The 14,408-nt window shown below is 65.3% G+C and carries 10 protein-coding genes; 6 read left to right on the top strand and 4 right to left on the bottom strand.

What is annotated here, in order from left to right; translation table 11 throughout:
• Positions 1-520 (top strand): SDR family oxidoreductase (locus V1479_RS23270; RefSeq protein ID WP_368804953.1); only part of this gene is annotated, 520 nt, incomplete at its 5' end.
• Positions 521-526: 6 nt separating this feature from the next.
• Here V1479_RS23270 and soxG read toward each other — a convergent pair.
• The 4 genes from soxG to V1479_RS23250 are packed head-to-tail and all read right to left on the bottom strand — an operon-like array spanning position 527 to position 5,633.
• Complete coding sequence (soxG, locus tag V1479_RS23265; RefSeq protein WP_368804952.1) at positions 527-1,114, bottom strand: sarcosine oxidase subunit gamma family protein; 588 nt, start codon at positions 1,112-1,114, stop codon at positions 527-529.
• Positions 1,107-4,100 carry a sarcosine oxidase subunit alpha family protein gene (locus V1479_RS23260; protein WP_368804951.1) on the bottom strand — a complete coding sequence of 998 codons (2,994 nt, stop codon included), beginning with the start codon at positions 4,098-4,100 and terminating at the stop codon, positions 1,107-1,109. Before V1479_RS23260 ends, soxG begins: the two co-directional genes overlap by 8 nt.
• Complete coding sequence (locus tag V1479_RS23255; protein ID WP_368804950.1) at positions 4,097-4,360, bottom strand: sarcosine oxidase subunit delta family protein; 264 nt, start codon at positions 4,358-4,360, stop codon at positions 4,097-4,099. The genes V1479_RS23260 and V1479_RS23255 overlap by 4 nt, the downstream gene beginning before the upstream one ends.
• A 10-nt stretch (positions 4,361-4,370) precedes the next feature.
• Positions 4,371-5,633, bottom strand: a complete 1,263-nt coding sequence (locus V1479_RS23250; protein WP_368804949.1) for a sarcosine oxidase subunit beta family protein — start codon at positions 5,631-5,633, stop codon at positions 4,371-4,373.
• 183 nt (positions 5,634-5,816) lie between these two features.
• Here V1479_RS23250 and V1479_RS23245 point away from each other — a divergent pair, with 183 nt between their 5' ends.
• The 5 genes from V1479_RS23245 to aspS all read left to right on the top strand — a co-directional run bounded on the left by V1479_RS23245 (position 5,817) and on the right by aspS (position 14,408).
• Positions 5,817-8,321, top strand: coding sequence for a mechanosensitive ion channel domain-containing protein (locus V1479_RS23245; RefSeq protein WP_368804948.1), 2,505 nt, complete (start codon positions 5,817-5,819; stop codon positions 8,319-8,321).
• 96 nt (positions 8,322-8,417) lie between these two features.
• A complete protein-coding gene (locus tag V1479_RS23240) occupies positions 8,418-8,687 on the top strand; it encodes a hypothetical protein (protein ID WP_173193467.1) in 270 nt (89 codons plus the stop codon).
• A gap of 169 nt (positions 8,688-8,856) precedes the next feature.
• On the top strand, positions 8,857-11,418 hold the full coding sequence (locus tag V1479_RS23235; protein WP_368804947.1) for a GcvT family protein: 2,562 nt from the start codon (positions 8,857-8,859) through the stop codon (positions 11,416-11,418).
• A 301-nt stretch (positions 11,419-11,719) separates the two neighbouring features.
• On the top strand, positions 11,720-12,487 hold the full coding sequence (locus V1479_RS23230; protein ID WP_368804946.1) for a DUF1194 domain-containing protein: 768 nt from the start codon (positions 11,720-11,722) through the stop codon (positions 12,485-12,487).
• Positions 12,488-12,617: 130 nt separating this feature from the next.
• Positions 12,618-14,408: an aspartate--tRNA ligase gene (gene aspS, locus V1479_RS23225; protein WP_173190719.1), complete on the top strand. Its 1,791-nt coding sequence runs from the start codon at positions 12,618-12,620 to the stop codon at positions 14,406-14,408.

Below are 14,408 nucleotides of genomic sequence, written 5' to 3'. Positions count from 1 at the left end.
CTCGCTGGCGCACTTCCGGGGAAAACTTGTTCGTCGTCTTGCTCATGATGGCTCCACCTTCTCAGGAGTTGGAGCCTCCGGCAAACCCGGAGCGGTTCATTTCGACCGCACGCTAGACGTCAATCTCCGCGCGGCTTTCATTGCCTCGCGCGCCGCCGTCGACCACATGCCCGATGGTGGCCGCATCGTCGCCATCGGCAGCAATCTTGCCGTTCGCGTGCCGTTTCCGGGCATCAGTCTCTACGCTATGAGCAAGTCGGCCCTGATCGGTCTCACCAAGGGTCTTGCCCGCGATCTCGGCTCGCGCGGCATCACCGCCAATGTGGTTCACCCCGGCTCGACCGATACCGACATGAACCCGGCGACCGGCGAGGGCGCGGATGTCCAGCGTTCGATCATGGCCATCCCGCGTTTCGGCGATCCGGCGGAAGTCGCAGGGCTGGTCGCCTGGCTGGCAGGACCGCAGGCAAGAGGCGTCACCGGTGCCGAGTTCACCATCGACGGCGGCGCGAATGCGTAACGCCCGCTACCTGATCTCGTAGCCGACCTCTTCGGCGCTGTGGCAGAGCACCTTCCAAAAACTGCGCGCGAACGAGCGGAAGACATAGATGTCGAAGCTGTGCGCGCCCGTTCGCTGGATCGCGGCGGAGATGTCGTGATGCGCTGTGGCTCGCCCCTCGCCGACGGGAAAGCCGTCGGGCGAGATGTGGATGGGGAAAAGCTTCGAGAGCACCCACTCGGCTTGGTCGCCCTCCACCCGGATCGCGGTGCGCCCGTGCGACAGGTCGGTGACGGTGCCGGTTTCGTTGCCGACAGCATTGGCGAGCGTTTGCGCCAGGCCTTCGGCCTCATCGACAAGAAGGAGCCGGCCTGGCCCGATGCCGAAGCCGCTCCGTTCTTCGTGCATCGCTCCGGCCCCCGGCCTGTCCCCGAGATCGAGCGAAATCGCAGCGCGGATCGCCTCGAGCAGCGCGGTTCGCTGCCCCGGCCACGCCGCCACCTCGACGATCGAGCCGGGGCGTGTCTCGGTGATGACGACGCCGGCACCGTCGACGAGATTGCCGTGCGAGCCCGGACGGTAGGCGTCGCCCAGCGGTGAAGCCTGTTCAACCATGCATGCGGCTCCCCTCGGGGTCGAACATGTGGTGGCTGACGATCTCCACCGGCCCGAAGCGTTTTCTCAACGGATCGGAGAGCCAGGCGCGGCTGCCATGCCGCGCCTTGCCGCCCTTCACCAGCGCCAGCCCGACATAACGCCCGAGCGCCGGCGAGAAGCAGTTGGCTGTAACATGGCCGATCGAGCCGTGCGGGTCGGCCGGGTCCTGTTGCGCGTCCACGAGATGTGCGCCGTTGCTGAAGGCGCGATTATCGAGCGCGACGACGCCGACGAGCTGTAGCCGTTCGGGCGCGGTCAGGCCCTCGCGATCTATCATCGCCGAGCCGACGAATGGTTTCTTCTTGGACAGCATCCAGTCGAGATGCAGGTCGCGCGCCGTTGTACGCCCGTCTATCTCCGAGCCCGTGACGTGGCCTTTCTCGATGCGCAGCGTACCCAGCGCCTCCAGCCCGTAAGGCACCATGCCGAACGGCCTGCCGGCGTCCATCAGCGCTTCCCAGACCTGCAGCCCGTGGCCGGCGCCGCAATAGACCTCGAAGGCCATCTCGCCGGAAAACGAGAGGCGGCAGATCGTTACCGGTGCGCCGTCGATCTCGCCGCGCACGATGCCCATGAAGGGCAGCGTTTCGTTGTCCACCGCCGTTCCCGTCACGCAGGCCGCCAGTACCGCGCGCGCTTTTGGGCCCGCCAAGGCCGCGCCGGCCCACTGGTCGGTGACGGAGGTCAGGTGCACGCGCAGCACCGGCCAGACGATGTCGAGCAGATACTCCAGATGCTGCATCACCTTGCCGGCGTTGGCCGTCGTCGTGGTCATCAGGAATTCGTGTTCGCCAAGCCGCCACGTCGTCCCGTCGTCGAAGGCAAGCCCGTCCTCGCGCAGCATCAGCCCGTAACGCGCCTTGCCTACCGGCAGTGTCGAGAACATGTTGGTATAGACGCGGTCGAGGAATTCGCCCGCATCCGGCCCCTGTACGGCAATCTTGCCTAGTGTCGACACGTCCACGATGCCGACGCTGTCGCGCACGGCGGCTGCCTCGCGCACATAGGCCTGTTCCACCGTTTCGCCCGGCAGTCCGTAGATCTGCGGGCGGAACCACAGCCCGGCTGCAAGCATCCGCGCGCCGTGCTCGGCGTGCCAGTCGTGCATCGGCGTCAGCCGCTCCGGTCGCAGGTCGCCATGCCGTTCCGCCGCGAGCGAACCCAGCGACACGGGCGAGAAGGGCGGCCGGAACCGGGTCGTGCCCACCTCCGGGACCGCCTTGCCGGCAGCCTGCGCCATGATCGCAAGGCCGGGCACGTTGGAGGTCTTGCCCTGGTCGGTCGCCATGCCAAGCGTCGTATAGCGCTTCAGGTGCTCGACCGAGACGAACCCCTCACGATGCGCGAGCCGAACATCTTCGGCGGTCACATCGTGCTGCAAATCGACGAAGGCCTTGCCCTTGGCGCCGATCTCCAACACTGGCGCCGGCGCCACGTCCAGATCGTCGGTCTCGACCTGCGGCGGCTTCCTGCGCGACGGCTTCTGCCCGCACGCCGCAGCCCCCGCAGCCAGCCCTTCGACGAGCGCTTCCTGCGTAGTGAAGGCGCCGGTGAAGGCACCAGCACCGAGCCATGGCTGCAACGGCTCCGGCGGCAGGAACGCCTGCAAGCGGTCATCCCAGCGCGGCGCGCCGCCGGCCTGGCTCGCCAGATGGATCGCCGGCGACCAGCCACCCGAAACGGCGAGGCAGTCGGCGTCGATGCGCCGCGTTTCGCCCGAAAGCGCGCCGGTCGCAGCGTCGAACCGCTGTACCGAAATGTCCTTCAGCGCGTTGCCACCCGAGGTCGCGACCACCGCATGGCCGGGCAGATGCTCCGCTCCGGTCTTCCGCGCCAGATCCAGTGCCGCCGCCGAGACTTCACGGCGCACGTCGACGATTGCCGCGATCCGCGCCCCCGCGCGATGGAGCGCTGCGGCTGCCCGGTAGGCGGTGTCGTTGTTGGCGAACACCGCGATCTTCTCGCCTGGCAGTACGCCGAAAGCGCCGGCATAGCGTTGCGCGGCACCGGCGAGCATGACACCGGGGCGGTCGTTGCCCGGAAACACCAGCGGCCGCTCGAACGCGCCTGTCGAAAGCACCACCCGCACGGCGCGGATCACCCAGTGCCGGTGGCGTGGTTCGCCCTTCTCCGCAGGGCGGTGGTCCGAAACGCGCTCCAGGGCCGCCAGCACATTGCCATCGTAATAGCCCCAGACGGTGGTGCGCGGAAGGATGCGCACATTCTCCATCGCTGCCAGTTCGCCGGCCACCCGTTCCGCCCATTCGGCGGCGGGCACGCCGTCGATCGTCTCGCCGCTCCATCGTGCCGAGCCGCCCGGAAGCGGGTCCTGTTCGGCAAGCATTACCTGTTTGCCGCTCGCCGCAGCCGCGCGCGCCGCCATCAGGCCTGCCGGGCCGGAGCCCACCACCAGCACGTCGCAGAATGCGTTCATGCGTTCGTAGCGTGCGTCGTCCGGTGCATGGCCGGCGCGGCCGAGGCCCGCCGCGCGACGGATGAACCACTCGCACAGCATCCAGAACCGCGTCCCCTTCAGCGGCCCGACCACCGGCCCCATGAAGGTCTTGTAGTAGAAGCCGGCAGAGAACAGCCCGCCGAACAGCCCGTTCACCGCACCGATGTCGAAGCCGAGCGAGGGAAACCGGTTCTGGCTTTCGACGACCAGCCCGTCTAAAATCTCGATCGCCGTGGCCGGCACGTTCGGCTCGCGCACCGCGCCGTTGACGACGGTCACCAGCGCCGAGGGTTCGTCCACGCCGGCCGAAAATATGCCGCGCGGCCGGTGGTACTTGAACGACCGGCCAACCACCGAGACACCGCCGGCGAGCAGCGCCGAGGCAAGCGTGTCGCCCGCATGGCCCGTCATCGGCTTGCCGTCGAAGGCAAAGCGGATCGTACGTGTGCGGTCGATCTGCCCGCCGGCATTGGCGCGGCGCCCGCTCATGCGTCGTCCCCGCGCACCAGCGTCACCGAGGAGATGGCATGCGTCACCGTGTTGCGTGTCACCACCAGATGCGCCCGGCACCCGCCGGAATGCTGCCAGTATTCCCGATGCTCCCCGGCGGCGTTGGTTCGGTCATAGACGTAGCGCTCCCATTCCGTGCCGGTGGGCGAGGCGGGGTCGGGCCGCTTGCGGTTGGCGTCGCCCTGATAGGTGAACTCGCCGACGTCGCGCGGGCCGCAATAGGGGCAGGCGATCAGCATCCGGGCCTCCTCAGTGCAGCCTGGGTGTCGCGCCGACACCCTTTTCGTCGATCAGGATGCCGCGCCGGAACCGGTCGAGCGTGAACGCGGCATTGAGCGGATGCGGCTCGTCGCGGGCGATGGTGTGGGCAAAACACCAGCCCGAAGCCGGCGTAGCCTTGAAGCCGCCATAGCACCAGCCGCAGTTGAGATACATGCCCGGCAGCGGCCCGGTGGTGATGATCGGCGAGCCGTCCATCGACATGTCCATGATCCCGCCCCACGAGCGCAGCAGCCGCACCCGCGAAAAGCCCGGAAACATTGCCACGAACTCACTGGCGACATCCTCCACCACGGGCAGGTTGCCCCGCTGCGCATAGGAATTGTAGCCGTCGATGTCGCCGCCGAAGACCAGCCCGCCCTTGTCGGACTGCGAGGCGTAAAGATGGCCCGCGCCGAAGGTGACGACTGTGTGCAGCACCGGCTTGAGCGATTCCGACACGAAAGCCTGCAGCACATGGCTCTCGATCGGCATCTCGTCGACACCTGCGAGCTTCATCACCCGGCCCGTGGAGCCGGCAACGGCGACCGCAACCTTGCGCGCGCGAATGTCGCCACGCGTCGTCGTCACGCCCACCACGCGGTCGCCTTCGCGCAGGAAACCGGTCACCTCGCAGTTTTCCAGTATGTCGACGCCGCGCCGGTCGGCCGCGCGCGCATAGCCCCAGGCAACCGCGTCGTGCCGCGCGGTGCCGGCGCGCGGCTGCATCAGCCCGCCGACGATCGGAAACCGTGCATTGGCTGAAACGTCCAGTCCCGGCACCATCCGGCGCACCGCCTCTGCGCCGACCACAAGTTCGGCATCGATGCCCTCGTGCCGCATTGCGTTGCCACGCCGGGCGAAATCGTCGAGCTGGCCGGGCGTATGGGCAAGGTTGAGGATGCCGCGCTGCGAGAACATGACATTGTAGTTCAGGTCGTGGGAAAGCCCTTCCCACAGCTTCATCGAATGCTCGTAGAAGCGCGAGTTCTCAGGCAGCAGATAGTTCGAACGCACGATGGTCGTGTTGCGGCCGATATTGCCGGAGCCAAGCCATCCCTTTTCAAGAACGGCCACGTTGGTGAGCCCATGTTCCTTGCCAAGGTAATAGGCCGTCGAGAGCCCATGTCCGCCGCCGCCGACGATCACCACGTCGTATTCCGGCTTCGGGTCTGGCTTGCGCCACGCCGGTTTCCAGTCGCGATTGCCGGAAAAACTGTTCTTGAGGAGAGAGAAGACGGAGTATTCAGCCATGGTCCCCAGCCGGGTCTGCAAGCCGCAGGTCTTGCCAAGCTATAGGCGGTTGCTCGGGTCCAAGGCAAATATTCCGCCATCGGCTTTCGCTCCGCCGACTCCACGGCGGGTGGCGAGCTTGCCGCTGCCGCGGCGCTCGCCTATCAATGCCGCCCTGACTCCATCTTTGGAACGCCGTGGCGCATGAAATTGCCGTCTCTCTTTTCCCGCCTGATCGCAATGCTTGCATTGCTGGTGGCGATGATGAGCTTCGCGCCTGCGGTTTTTGCGCAGAACGGGGCGGCGCCGGCGCAATCGGGCCAGACGGTTTCGGCCTCGCCGGCCGTCGGCCCCGGTGTCGTCGCCGAACAGCGCGACAAGCTCGACCGCTACGGAGCGACTGCCGACCAGTACCAGACGCAGATGCGGGCCAACGCCCACAACGACTCCGCCCTTGTCGACGTTCGCGGCGGGCTGGAGGAGCTGTCGCGCGACCTGATTGCAAGCGGTGTGGCGTTTCGGCCCCGGTTGAATACGATCAACACGAGGCTGGACGAGATCGGCCCGCCCCGCGGTGAGGATGAACCGCCTGAGCCGCCGGCGTTGACGGCGGAGCGGCAGACGCTGATCGACGAGAAGGCCGAGATCAATGCGCTGATCGGCCGGGCGGAGTCGCTGTCGCTGCGCGTCAACGGCATGATAGAGGAAATCAACCAGACCCGGCGCGACCTGTTCACCAACACGCTGTCGCGCCGTTATGACATCTCGTCCGCACTCAACGGCGAGGTGCTCGGCGATCTCGCGGCCGAAACCCGCAGGCTTTCCGCCGCCGTCTCCTCCTGGATGCGATTTGTCCTCAATTTCAAGCTGCAGGCGGTTCTGCTCGCGACCTTCTACGCGCTTGTAGCCGCCGGCATCCTGATGATCGGGGGGCGGCGGCTCTTCGGCAATCTCTTCGATGCCGACCCAGCCATCGAGAATCCGTCCTATCTCAGTAGGCTCTCCGTCGCCTTCTGGTCGACGCTGCTGCCGTCTGCGGCGCTCGGCGTGTTCCTCGCAGGAACCTATTTTTTCTACAACTACTATGGAGTCCTGCGCTACGACATCGCGCAGCTCATGGTGACGCTTTTCAACGTCATCGCCATTGTCTTCTTCGTCTATCGTCTTGCGCGGGCGGTCTTCGCACCACGCCTTCCGAACTGGCGCCTGCTGCCCATGCAGACGGGTGCTGCCCGCGCGCTCTTCTGGGTCAGCCTTCTCGCCGCGATCGTCACCGGTGCGGACTTCTTCGCCAGCAAGATCAACGAGGTGATGCAGTCGCCGCTGTCGCTGACCGTCGCCAAGAGCCTGCTGGCGACCGTCATCGTCGGCCTGCTGGTGATCGTGTTTGGTCTGGTCCGGCCCTACGTCAATGAAGATGGCACGTCGCGCGGCTGGAACTCCTACTTCAAGGCGCTGATCCTGCTGCTGGGCGCCGGCACGATCCTCGCTGCGTTCCTGGGTTATATCGGGCTTGCGCGCTTCATCTCGCAGCAGGTGGTCATCACCGGCGCGATTCTGTCGACGATGTATATCGGCTATCTGTCCGCCGGTGCGATCTCTGAGATCGGCGGTTTCATGAACACGAGCTTCGGCCGCCGGCTCGATCGCAAGTATCACTTCGACGAAACGACGGAAGACCAGATCGGTCTTCTGCTTTCCGTCGTCATAAACGTGCTGGTGCTGGCCGTCGGCATCCCGCTGATCCTGCTGCAATGGGGTTTCCAGTGGGGCGATATCCGCCTCTGGACCTACAACATCGCCAACGAGATACGCATCGGCTCGATTTCCATCTCGCTGATCGGCATTCTGACGGGCTTCCTGCTTTTTCTCCTCGGATATCTCGGCACGCGCGGTTTTCAGCGCTGGCTCGACGGCAAGGTCATGGCGCGCGGCAAGGTCGATGCCGGCGTACGCAACTCCATCAAGACGGCGGTGGGGTATGCCGGTATCGCCCTTGCGGCCCTGGTCGGCATATCGGCGGCGGGCATCGACCTTTCCAACCTCGCACTCGTTGCCGGTGCGCTGTCGCTGGGCATCGGCTTCGGCCTGCAGAACATCGTCAACAATTTCGTCTCCGGCCTGATCCTGCTTGCGGAGCGGCCCTTCAAGGTCGGCGACTGGATCGTGGCCGGCGGCATCTCCGGCACCGTCAAGAAGATCAGCGTCCGCGCCACCGAGATCGAGACGTTCCAGCGCCAGTCGGTGATCCTTCCCAACTCCGAGCTCATCAACGCGGCGGTCGGTAACTGGACCCACCGCAACCGGCTCGGCCGCGTCGACATCGCGGTCGGCGTTGCCTATCAGAGCGACCCGCGTCAGGTTCAGCAAATCCTTCTGGAAATCATCCGCGCCCAGCCTCAGGCGATGAAGAATCCCGAGCCGATGGTGGTCTTCATAGGGTTCGGCGCGTCCTCGCTGGATTTCGAGGTGCGCGCCTTCCTGTCCGACGTCACCACGCAGGTGGGCTTCATGAACGAGGTCCGCTTCCAGATTTTCGAGCGGTTCCGGGAAGAAGGCATCGAGATTCCGTTCCCGCAGCAGGATGTCTACATCAAGGAAATGCCGAAAGTGGCGGTGGAACAGGCTTTGCCACCCGCACCCGCCGAAGCCGCAAAACCTGCAAAACGCTCGACCCCGCAGGTGCGCCGCAAGGCCGCGCCGGAATAGCGTTCAGTTGGCGTTCAGCTTCAGGCCGCTATAAAGGAACGCGAAAAGGGCGAAAGCCCGAATGCGAACAGAGGCGGTGGACACACCGAAATGCCGATGAAGAACATGCTTATCATGACCGTGCTTGCTGGTGCACTCGTGGCCCCGACGGCGGCTTTCTCCGCGACGGTCACCAACCGAGACGGCTCCGCCCACACGCTGGTCGTCAGCGAAGGTGGCAGTCAGGTCGAGGTGAGCATCGGGGCAGGCGAGACGATCGAGATCTGTCCGCAGGGCTGCTTCGTCACCATGCCCAACGGTGACCGCGAGGTCCTTACAGGCCCCGAGACGCTGGAGATCGAGGGCGGTCGCGGCAAGATCCTCTAAGCCAAGCAATAGTGGTTGCGTGACGGCCGGGCCAGCCCCGGCCGTTTGCATTTTGCGATTGCGGCGGCATGCCGTCGCGCCGCGTTTCGGCGATGTCGCAAACAGGCTGCAAACCGCCTGCTGCGCCGCCCTATAGTCTGCGCCGAAAACCATCTTGGAGTTGCGGGCAATGGCAGGGTTTCCGGAAAAGGCTAAGGTCGTCATCATCGGGCTCGGCGGCATCGTCGGCGCATCGATCGCGCACCACCTCATCGAGCGCGGCTGGGACGACATCGTCGGCATCGACAAGTCCGGCATCCCGACGGACATCGGCTCGACGGCGCACGCCTCGGACTTCTGCTACACGACCAGCCACGACTATCTCTCGGTCTGGACGACCCAGTATTCCATCGATTTCTTCGAAAAGATGGGTCACTACGCGCGCGTCGGCGGGCTGGAAGTTGCGCGCACCGGCGACGATACCTGGATGGACGAGATCAAGCGCAAGGTCTCGTCCGCCAAGGCCTTCGGCACCCGCGCGCACCTCGTCACGCCGGAAGAGATCAAGAAGCTGTTCCCCCTGATCGAGCAGGACCAGGTCATGGGCGGCATGTTCGATCCTGACGCCGGCCTCGTCGTTCCCCGCTCGCAGACGGTTGCCGGCAAGCTGGTCGACGCGGCGGAAAAGTCGGGCAAGCTGAAAGCCTTCGCCAACACGCCCGCCCAGTCGCTCATCGTCGAGAACGGCCGCATCAAGGGCGTCGTTACCCATCGCGGCACGATCATGGCTGACCACGTGGTCGTCTGTGCCGGCATCTGGGGCCGTCTCATCGCGGAAATGGTCGGCGAGGACCTGCCGGTGATGCCAGTCGATCACCCGCTCACCTTCTTTGGTCCCTTCAACGAATTCGAGGGCACGGGCAAGGACATCGGCTATCCGCTGCTGCGCGACCAGGGCAATTCCGCCTACATGCGCGACACCGGCGACCCGAAGACCACCGAGGGCGGCCAGATCGAGTGGGGCTACTACGAGACCGACAATCCGCGCCTCTGCCATCCGCGCGACATCCTGGAGAAGGATCAGGCGCGCTTGTCGCCCTCCCAGCGCGATCTCGACATGGAGCAGATCATCGAGCCTCTGGAGCGCGCCATCGAGCTGACGCCCATCCTCGGCGAACTCGGCTACAACGAAAGCCATTCCTTCAACGGCCTGCTGCAGGTGTCGGCCGCCGGCGGCCCGTCCTGCGGCGAAAGCCAGAAGGTGAGGGGGCTCTGGTACTGCGTCGCCATCTGGGTCAAGGACGGCCCAGGCTACGGCAAGCTTATCGCCGACTGGATGACGGACGGCCGCACCGAGATCGACCACAATTCGATCGACTACGCCCGCTTCTACCCGCACCAGCTCGAGGAAGGTTTCATCGAGGGCCGCACCCGCGAGGCCGCGCAGAAGATCTATTTTCCCGCCATCCACCCGCGCGAGCCCTACGCGACGGGCCGCAACGTCAAGCGTTCGCCCTTCTACGAGCGCGAGGTCGAGCTTGGCGGCTATTTCATGGAGCTCGGCGGCTGGGAGCGCGCGCACGGCTACGCCGCCAACGAGCACCTGCTCGAAAAATACGGCAACCGCGTTCCGGTTCGCGCAAACGAGTGGGACAACCGCCATTTCTGGCGCGTCTCCAACGCCGAGCATCTGGCGATGAGCGAGGATTGCGGCATCGTCAATCTGTCGCATTTCCACATGGTCGACATAGAGGGGGCCGACCACGTCGCGCTGCTCGAATGGCTGTGCGCTGCCAAGATCGGCGGCGACGGCAATGTCGGCAAGGGCATCTACACCCACTTCCTCGATGACGAGGGCATGGTGCGTGCGGACTTCACCGTCTTCCGCATGGAAGACCGCTGCCGCCTCGTCAACGGCGCGGACGCCGGCCCGCGCGACTTCCACTACATGAAGCGCGTCGCCGAGGATCGCGGCCTCGACGTCACCATCACCGATGTCTCGGAGAAATTCGTCACCATCGGCATCTGGGGCCCAAACGCCCGCCAGACGCTGAAGAAGGTGGTTGCGGACCCCGCCGGCCTCGATCCCGAAAACTTCCCCTTCGCCGCCATCAAGCCGATCGAAATCGCCGGCAAGCGCGTCACCGCCTTCCGCATCTCCTATGTCGGCGAGCAGGGCTGGGAGCTGCACATGCGCTACGAGGATGGCCTTGCCGTCTGGGACGCGCTGCGCACCACCGGTGTCATGGCATTCGGCGTCGAGACCTACGCCAATTCGCGCCGCATGGAAAAGTCGCTCCGCCTCCAGAACGCCGACCTTCTGACCCAGTATAATCTGCTGGAGGCCGACCTTGCCCGCCCAAAGGTCAAGGAGGCCGATTTCCGCGGCAAGGCGAAGCATCTGGAATACAAGTCGCGCGACCACCAACCGGCTATGCTCTGCACGCTGGTGATGAAGGATAATACCGACAAGGCAGGCGTCGCCCGTTATCCCGTCGGCACCATGCCGGTGCTCGATCCCGAGACAGGCGAGACGCTGGTCGACGAACTCGGCCGCCGCTCCTACACCACCTCGGTGGCCTATGGCCCGACCATCGGCAACAACATCGCGCTCGCCTATCTGCCATGGGCATACTGCCAGCAGGGCCGCAAGCTGGCGGTCGAATATTTCGGCGAGACCTACCCGGTGGAGGTCGCCGCCGTCGGCTACCAACCGCTCTACGACCCCGAAAACCTCAAGCCGCGGAGCTGACCTGCATTTCGATGCAGTGCGTCCTTCGAGGCTCCGGCTTCGCCCTCGCACCTCAGGATGAGGGCTGTCGTGCTTCGAGCCCGCTGCGTTGTGGATTCGAATGCCAACCTCCCTCATCCTGAGGTGCGAGCGGAGCGAGCCTCGAAGGACGCACCCCTTGATCCTCTTCCCGAAATTGTGATGGGAAAGCCCGGGCTCTGGCCGTTCCCTTTCTTCCCAATGGCCGCACTTTCCCTATCCTTGCGTCATGTCACATGCTGCGCGACTCAAGCTTGCGTTGCAGGCTTGTCTTCTTCTGGCGATGGCTTCCGCCGCACCCACGGCGGCCCGCGCCGACATCGTCGACGTCGAGCTGATCCTTGCGGTCGACGTCTCGCTCTCCATGTCTCCCGGCGAACTCGCCATCCAGCGTGACGGCTATGCGGCCGCGCTCACCAGCCAGCAGGTCATCGACGCGATCCGCGACGGCGTCCACGGCAAGATCGCGATCACCTATGTCGAGTGGGCGGGCGTCACCGTGCAGAACATCGTGGTGCCATGGACCATCGTCAGCAATCACGAGGAGGCGCAGGCCTTCGCCGAGAAGCTGACGCTGCACCCGCCAAACAGCGCGCGGCGCACCTCGATCTCCGGCGCGCTGACCTTCGCCGGCGACATGTTCGCCGAAAGCCCCCATCGCGGCATGAAGCGCGTGGTCGACATCTCCGGCGACGGCCCCAACAATCAGGGCGGGCTGGTCGTCCCCGCCCGCGACGCGCTGGTCGAGCAGGGCATCACCATCAACGGCCTGCCGCTGATGACCACCGGCGGATATTCCAGCGTCTACGATCTCGCCAATCTCGATCTCTACTACCAGAACTGTGTCATCGGCGGCCCGGGCGCCTTCATGATCCCGGTCAACGACTGGGACCAGTTCCCCGAGGCCGTGCGCCGCAAGCTGGTTCTCGAGCTCGCAGGCGGCCAGCCGACTCACGCTCACATCGTCCCCGCCGTCACGCGGGATTCGACCGACTGCGAGGTCGGCGAGAAGATGTGGCGCGACCGCTCCTGGATGTGGGATAACCGCTAGCTTCGCGTCCGGCAGTGCGCGCCACCCGTCATTACCTTGACAAATCGCGCCTCCCATGCGCTTTTCCGCGCGAATTTCAGGGCGCGTGATGCGCCTGTTGCAAGCTTCTGACAATCGAAAGACTTTCCCCATGCATCGTTACCGCAGCCACACCTGCGCACAGTTGAGAAAGGCCGATGTCGGCCAGACCGTCCGCCTGTCGGGCTGGGTCCATCGCGTGCGCGACCACGGCGGCCTGCTGTTCATCGACCTGCGCGACCATTACGGCCTTACCCAGGTCGTCGCCGATCCGGATTCGCCGGCATTCTCGATTGCCGAGACCGTGCGCGGCGAGTGGGTCATCCGCGTCGACGGCGAGGTCAAGGCGCGCACCGCCGAGACCGTCAACGCCAACCTGCCGACCGGCGAGATCGAGATTTTCGCGCGCGACATGGAGGTCCTCTCCGGCGCCAAGGAGCTGCCGCTGCCGGTCTTCGGCGAGCCGGATTATCCGGAAGACATCCGCCTCAAATATCGCTTCCTCGACCTGCGCCGCGACACGCTGCACCGCAACCTCGTCCAGCGCACGAAGATCATCGCCGAGATGCGCAGGCGCATGGCCGATGTCGGCTTCACCGAATATTCGACGCCGATCCTCACGGCTTCCAGCCCCGAGGGCGCGCGCGACTTCCTGGTGCCGAGCCGCATCCACGAGGGCAAGTTCTACGCGCTGCCGCAGGCGCCGCAGATCTATAAGCAGCTCATCATGGTCTCAGGCTTCGACCGCTATTTCCAGATCGCGCCCTGCTTCCGCGACGAGGACCCGCGCGCCGACCGCCTGCCGGGCGAGTTCTACCAGCTCGACCTCGAGATGAGCTTCGTCGAGCAGGACGACGTTCTGGCAACCATGGAGCCGGTCCTGCGTGGCGTGTTCGAGACCTTCGCCAACGGCAAGCCGGTCACGCAGTCCTTCCCGCGCATCGCCTATGACGAGGCCATGCGCAAATACGGCTCCGACAAGCCGGACCTGCGCAACCCGATCGTCATGGAAGACGTGTCGGAGCATTTCCGCGGCTCGGGCTTCAAGGTCTTCGCCAACATCCTCGCCAACGATGCGAAGGCGCAAGTATGGGCGATCCCGGCGAAGACCGGCGGCAGCCGCGCCTTCTGCGACCGCATGAACTCGTGGGCGCAGGGCGAAGGCCAGCCGGGGCTGGGCTACATCTTCTGGCGCAAGGAAGGCGAGGCGCTGGAAGGGGCCGGCCCGCTGGCCAAGAACATCGGCGAGGAGCGCACCGAAGCGATCCGCCAGCAGCTCGGGCTCGATGACGGTGACGCCTGCTTCTTCGTTGCCGGCGACCCGAAGAAGTTCGTCGCATTTGCCGGTGCCGCGCGCACCCGGGCCGGCGAGGAGCTGAACCTTGTCGACCGCGACCGCTTCGAGCTCTGCTGGATCGTCGATTTCCCCTTCTACGAATGGAACGAGGACGAGAAGAAGGTCGATTTCGGCCACAATCCGTTCTCCATGCCTCAGGGCGGTATCGAAGCGCTGGAGGGGCAAGATCCGCTCACGATCAAGGCGTTCCAGTACGACATGGTCTGCAACGGCTTCGAGATCGCATCGGGCGGCATCCGCAACCATCTGCCGGAGACGATGGTGAAAGCGTTCGAGATCGTCGGCCTCGACAGGCAGACGGTCGAGGATCGCTTCGGCGGCCTCTACCGCGCCTTCCAGTACGGCGCACCGCCCCATGGCGGCATGGCGGCCGGCGTCGACCGCATCGTCATGTTGCTCACCGGGGCAAAGAACCTGCGCGAGATCACCATGTTCCCGATGAACCAGCAGGCGCAGGACCTGCTGATGAACGCACCGGCGGAAGCCTCACCCGCGCAGCTTCGCGAACTGCACCTGCGCACGGTCGTCTCGAAGAAAGACGAGTAG

It is taken from the genome of Neoaquamicrobium sediminum (assembly GCF_040970315.1).
GTDB lineage: Bacteria > Pseudomonadota > Alphaproteobacteria > Rhizobiales > Rhizobiaceae > Aerobium > Aerobium sediminum.
This window is presented reverse-complemented; position numbering and strand designations above follow the sequence as displayed.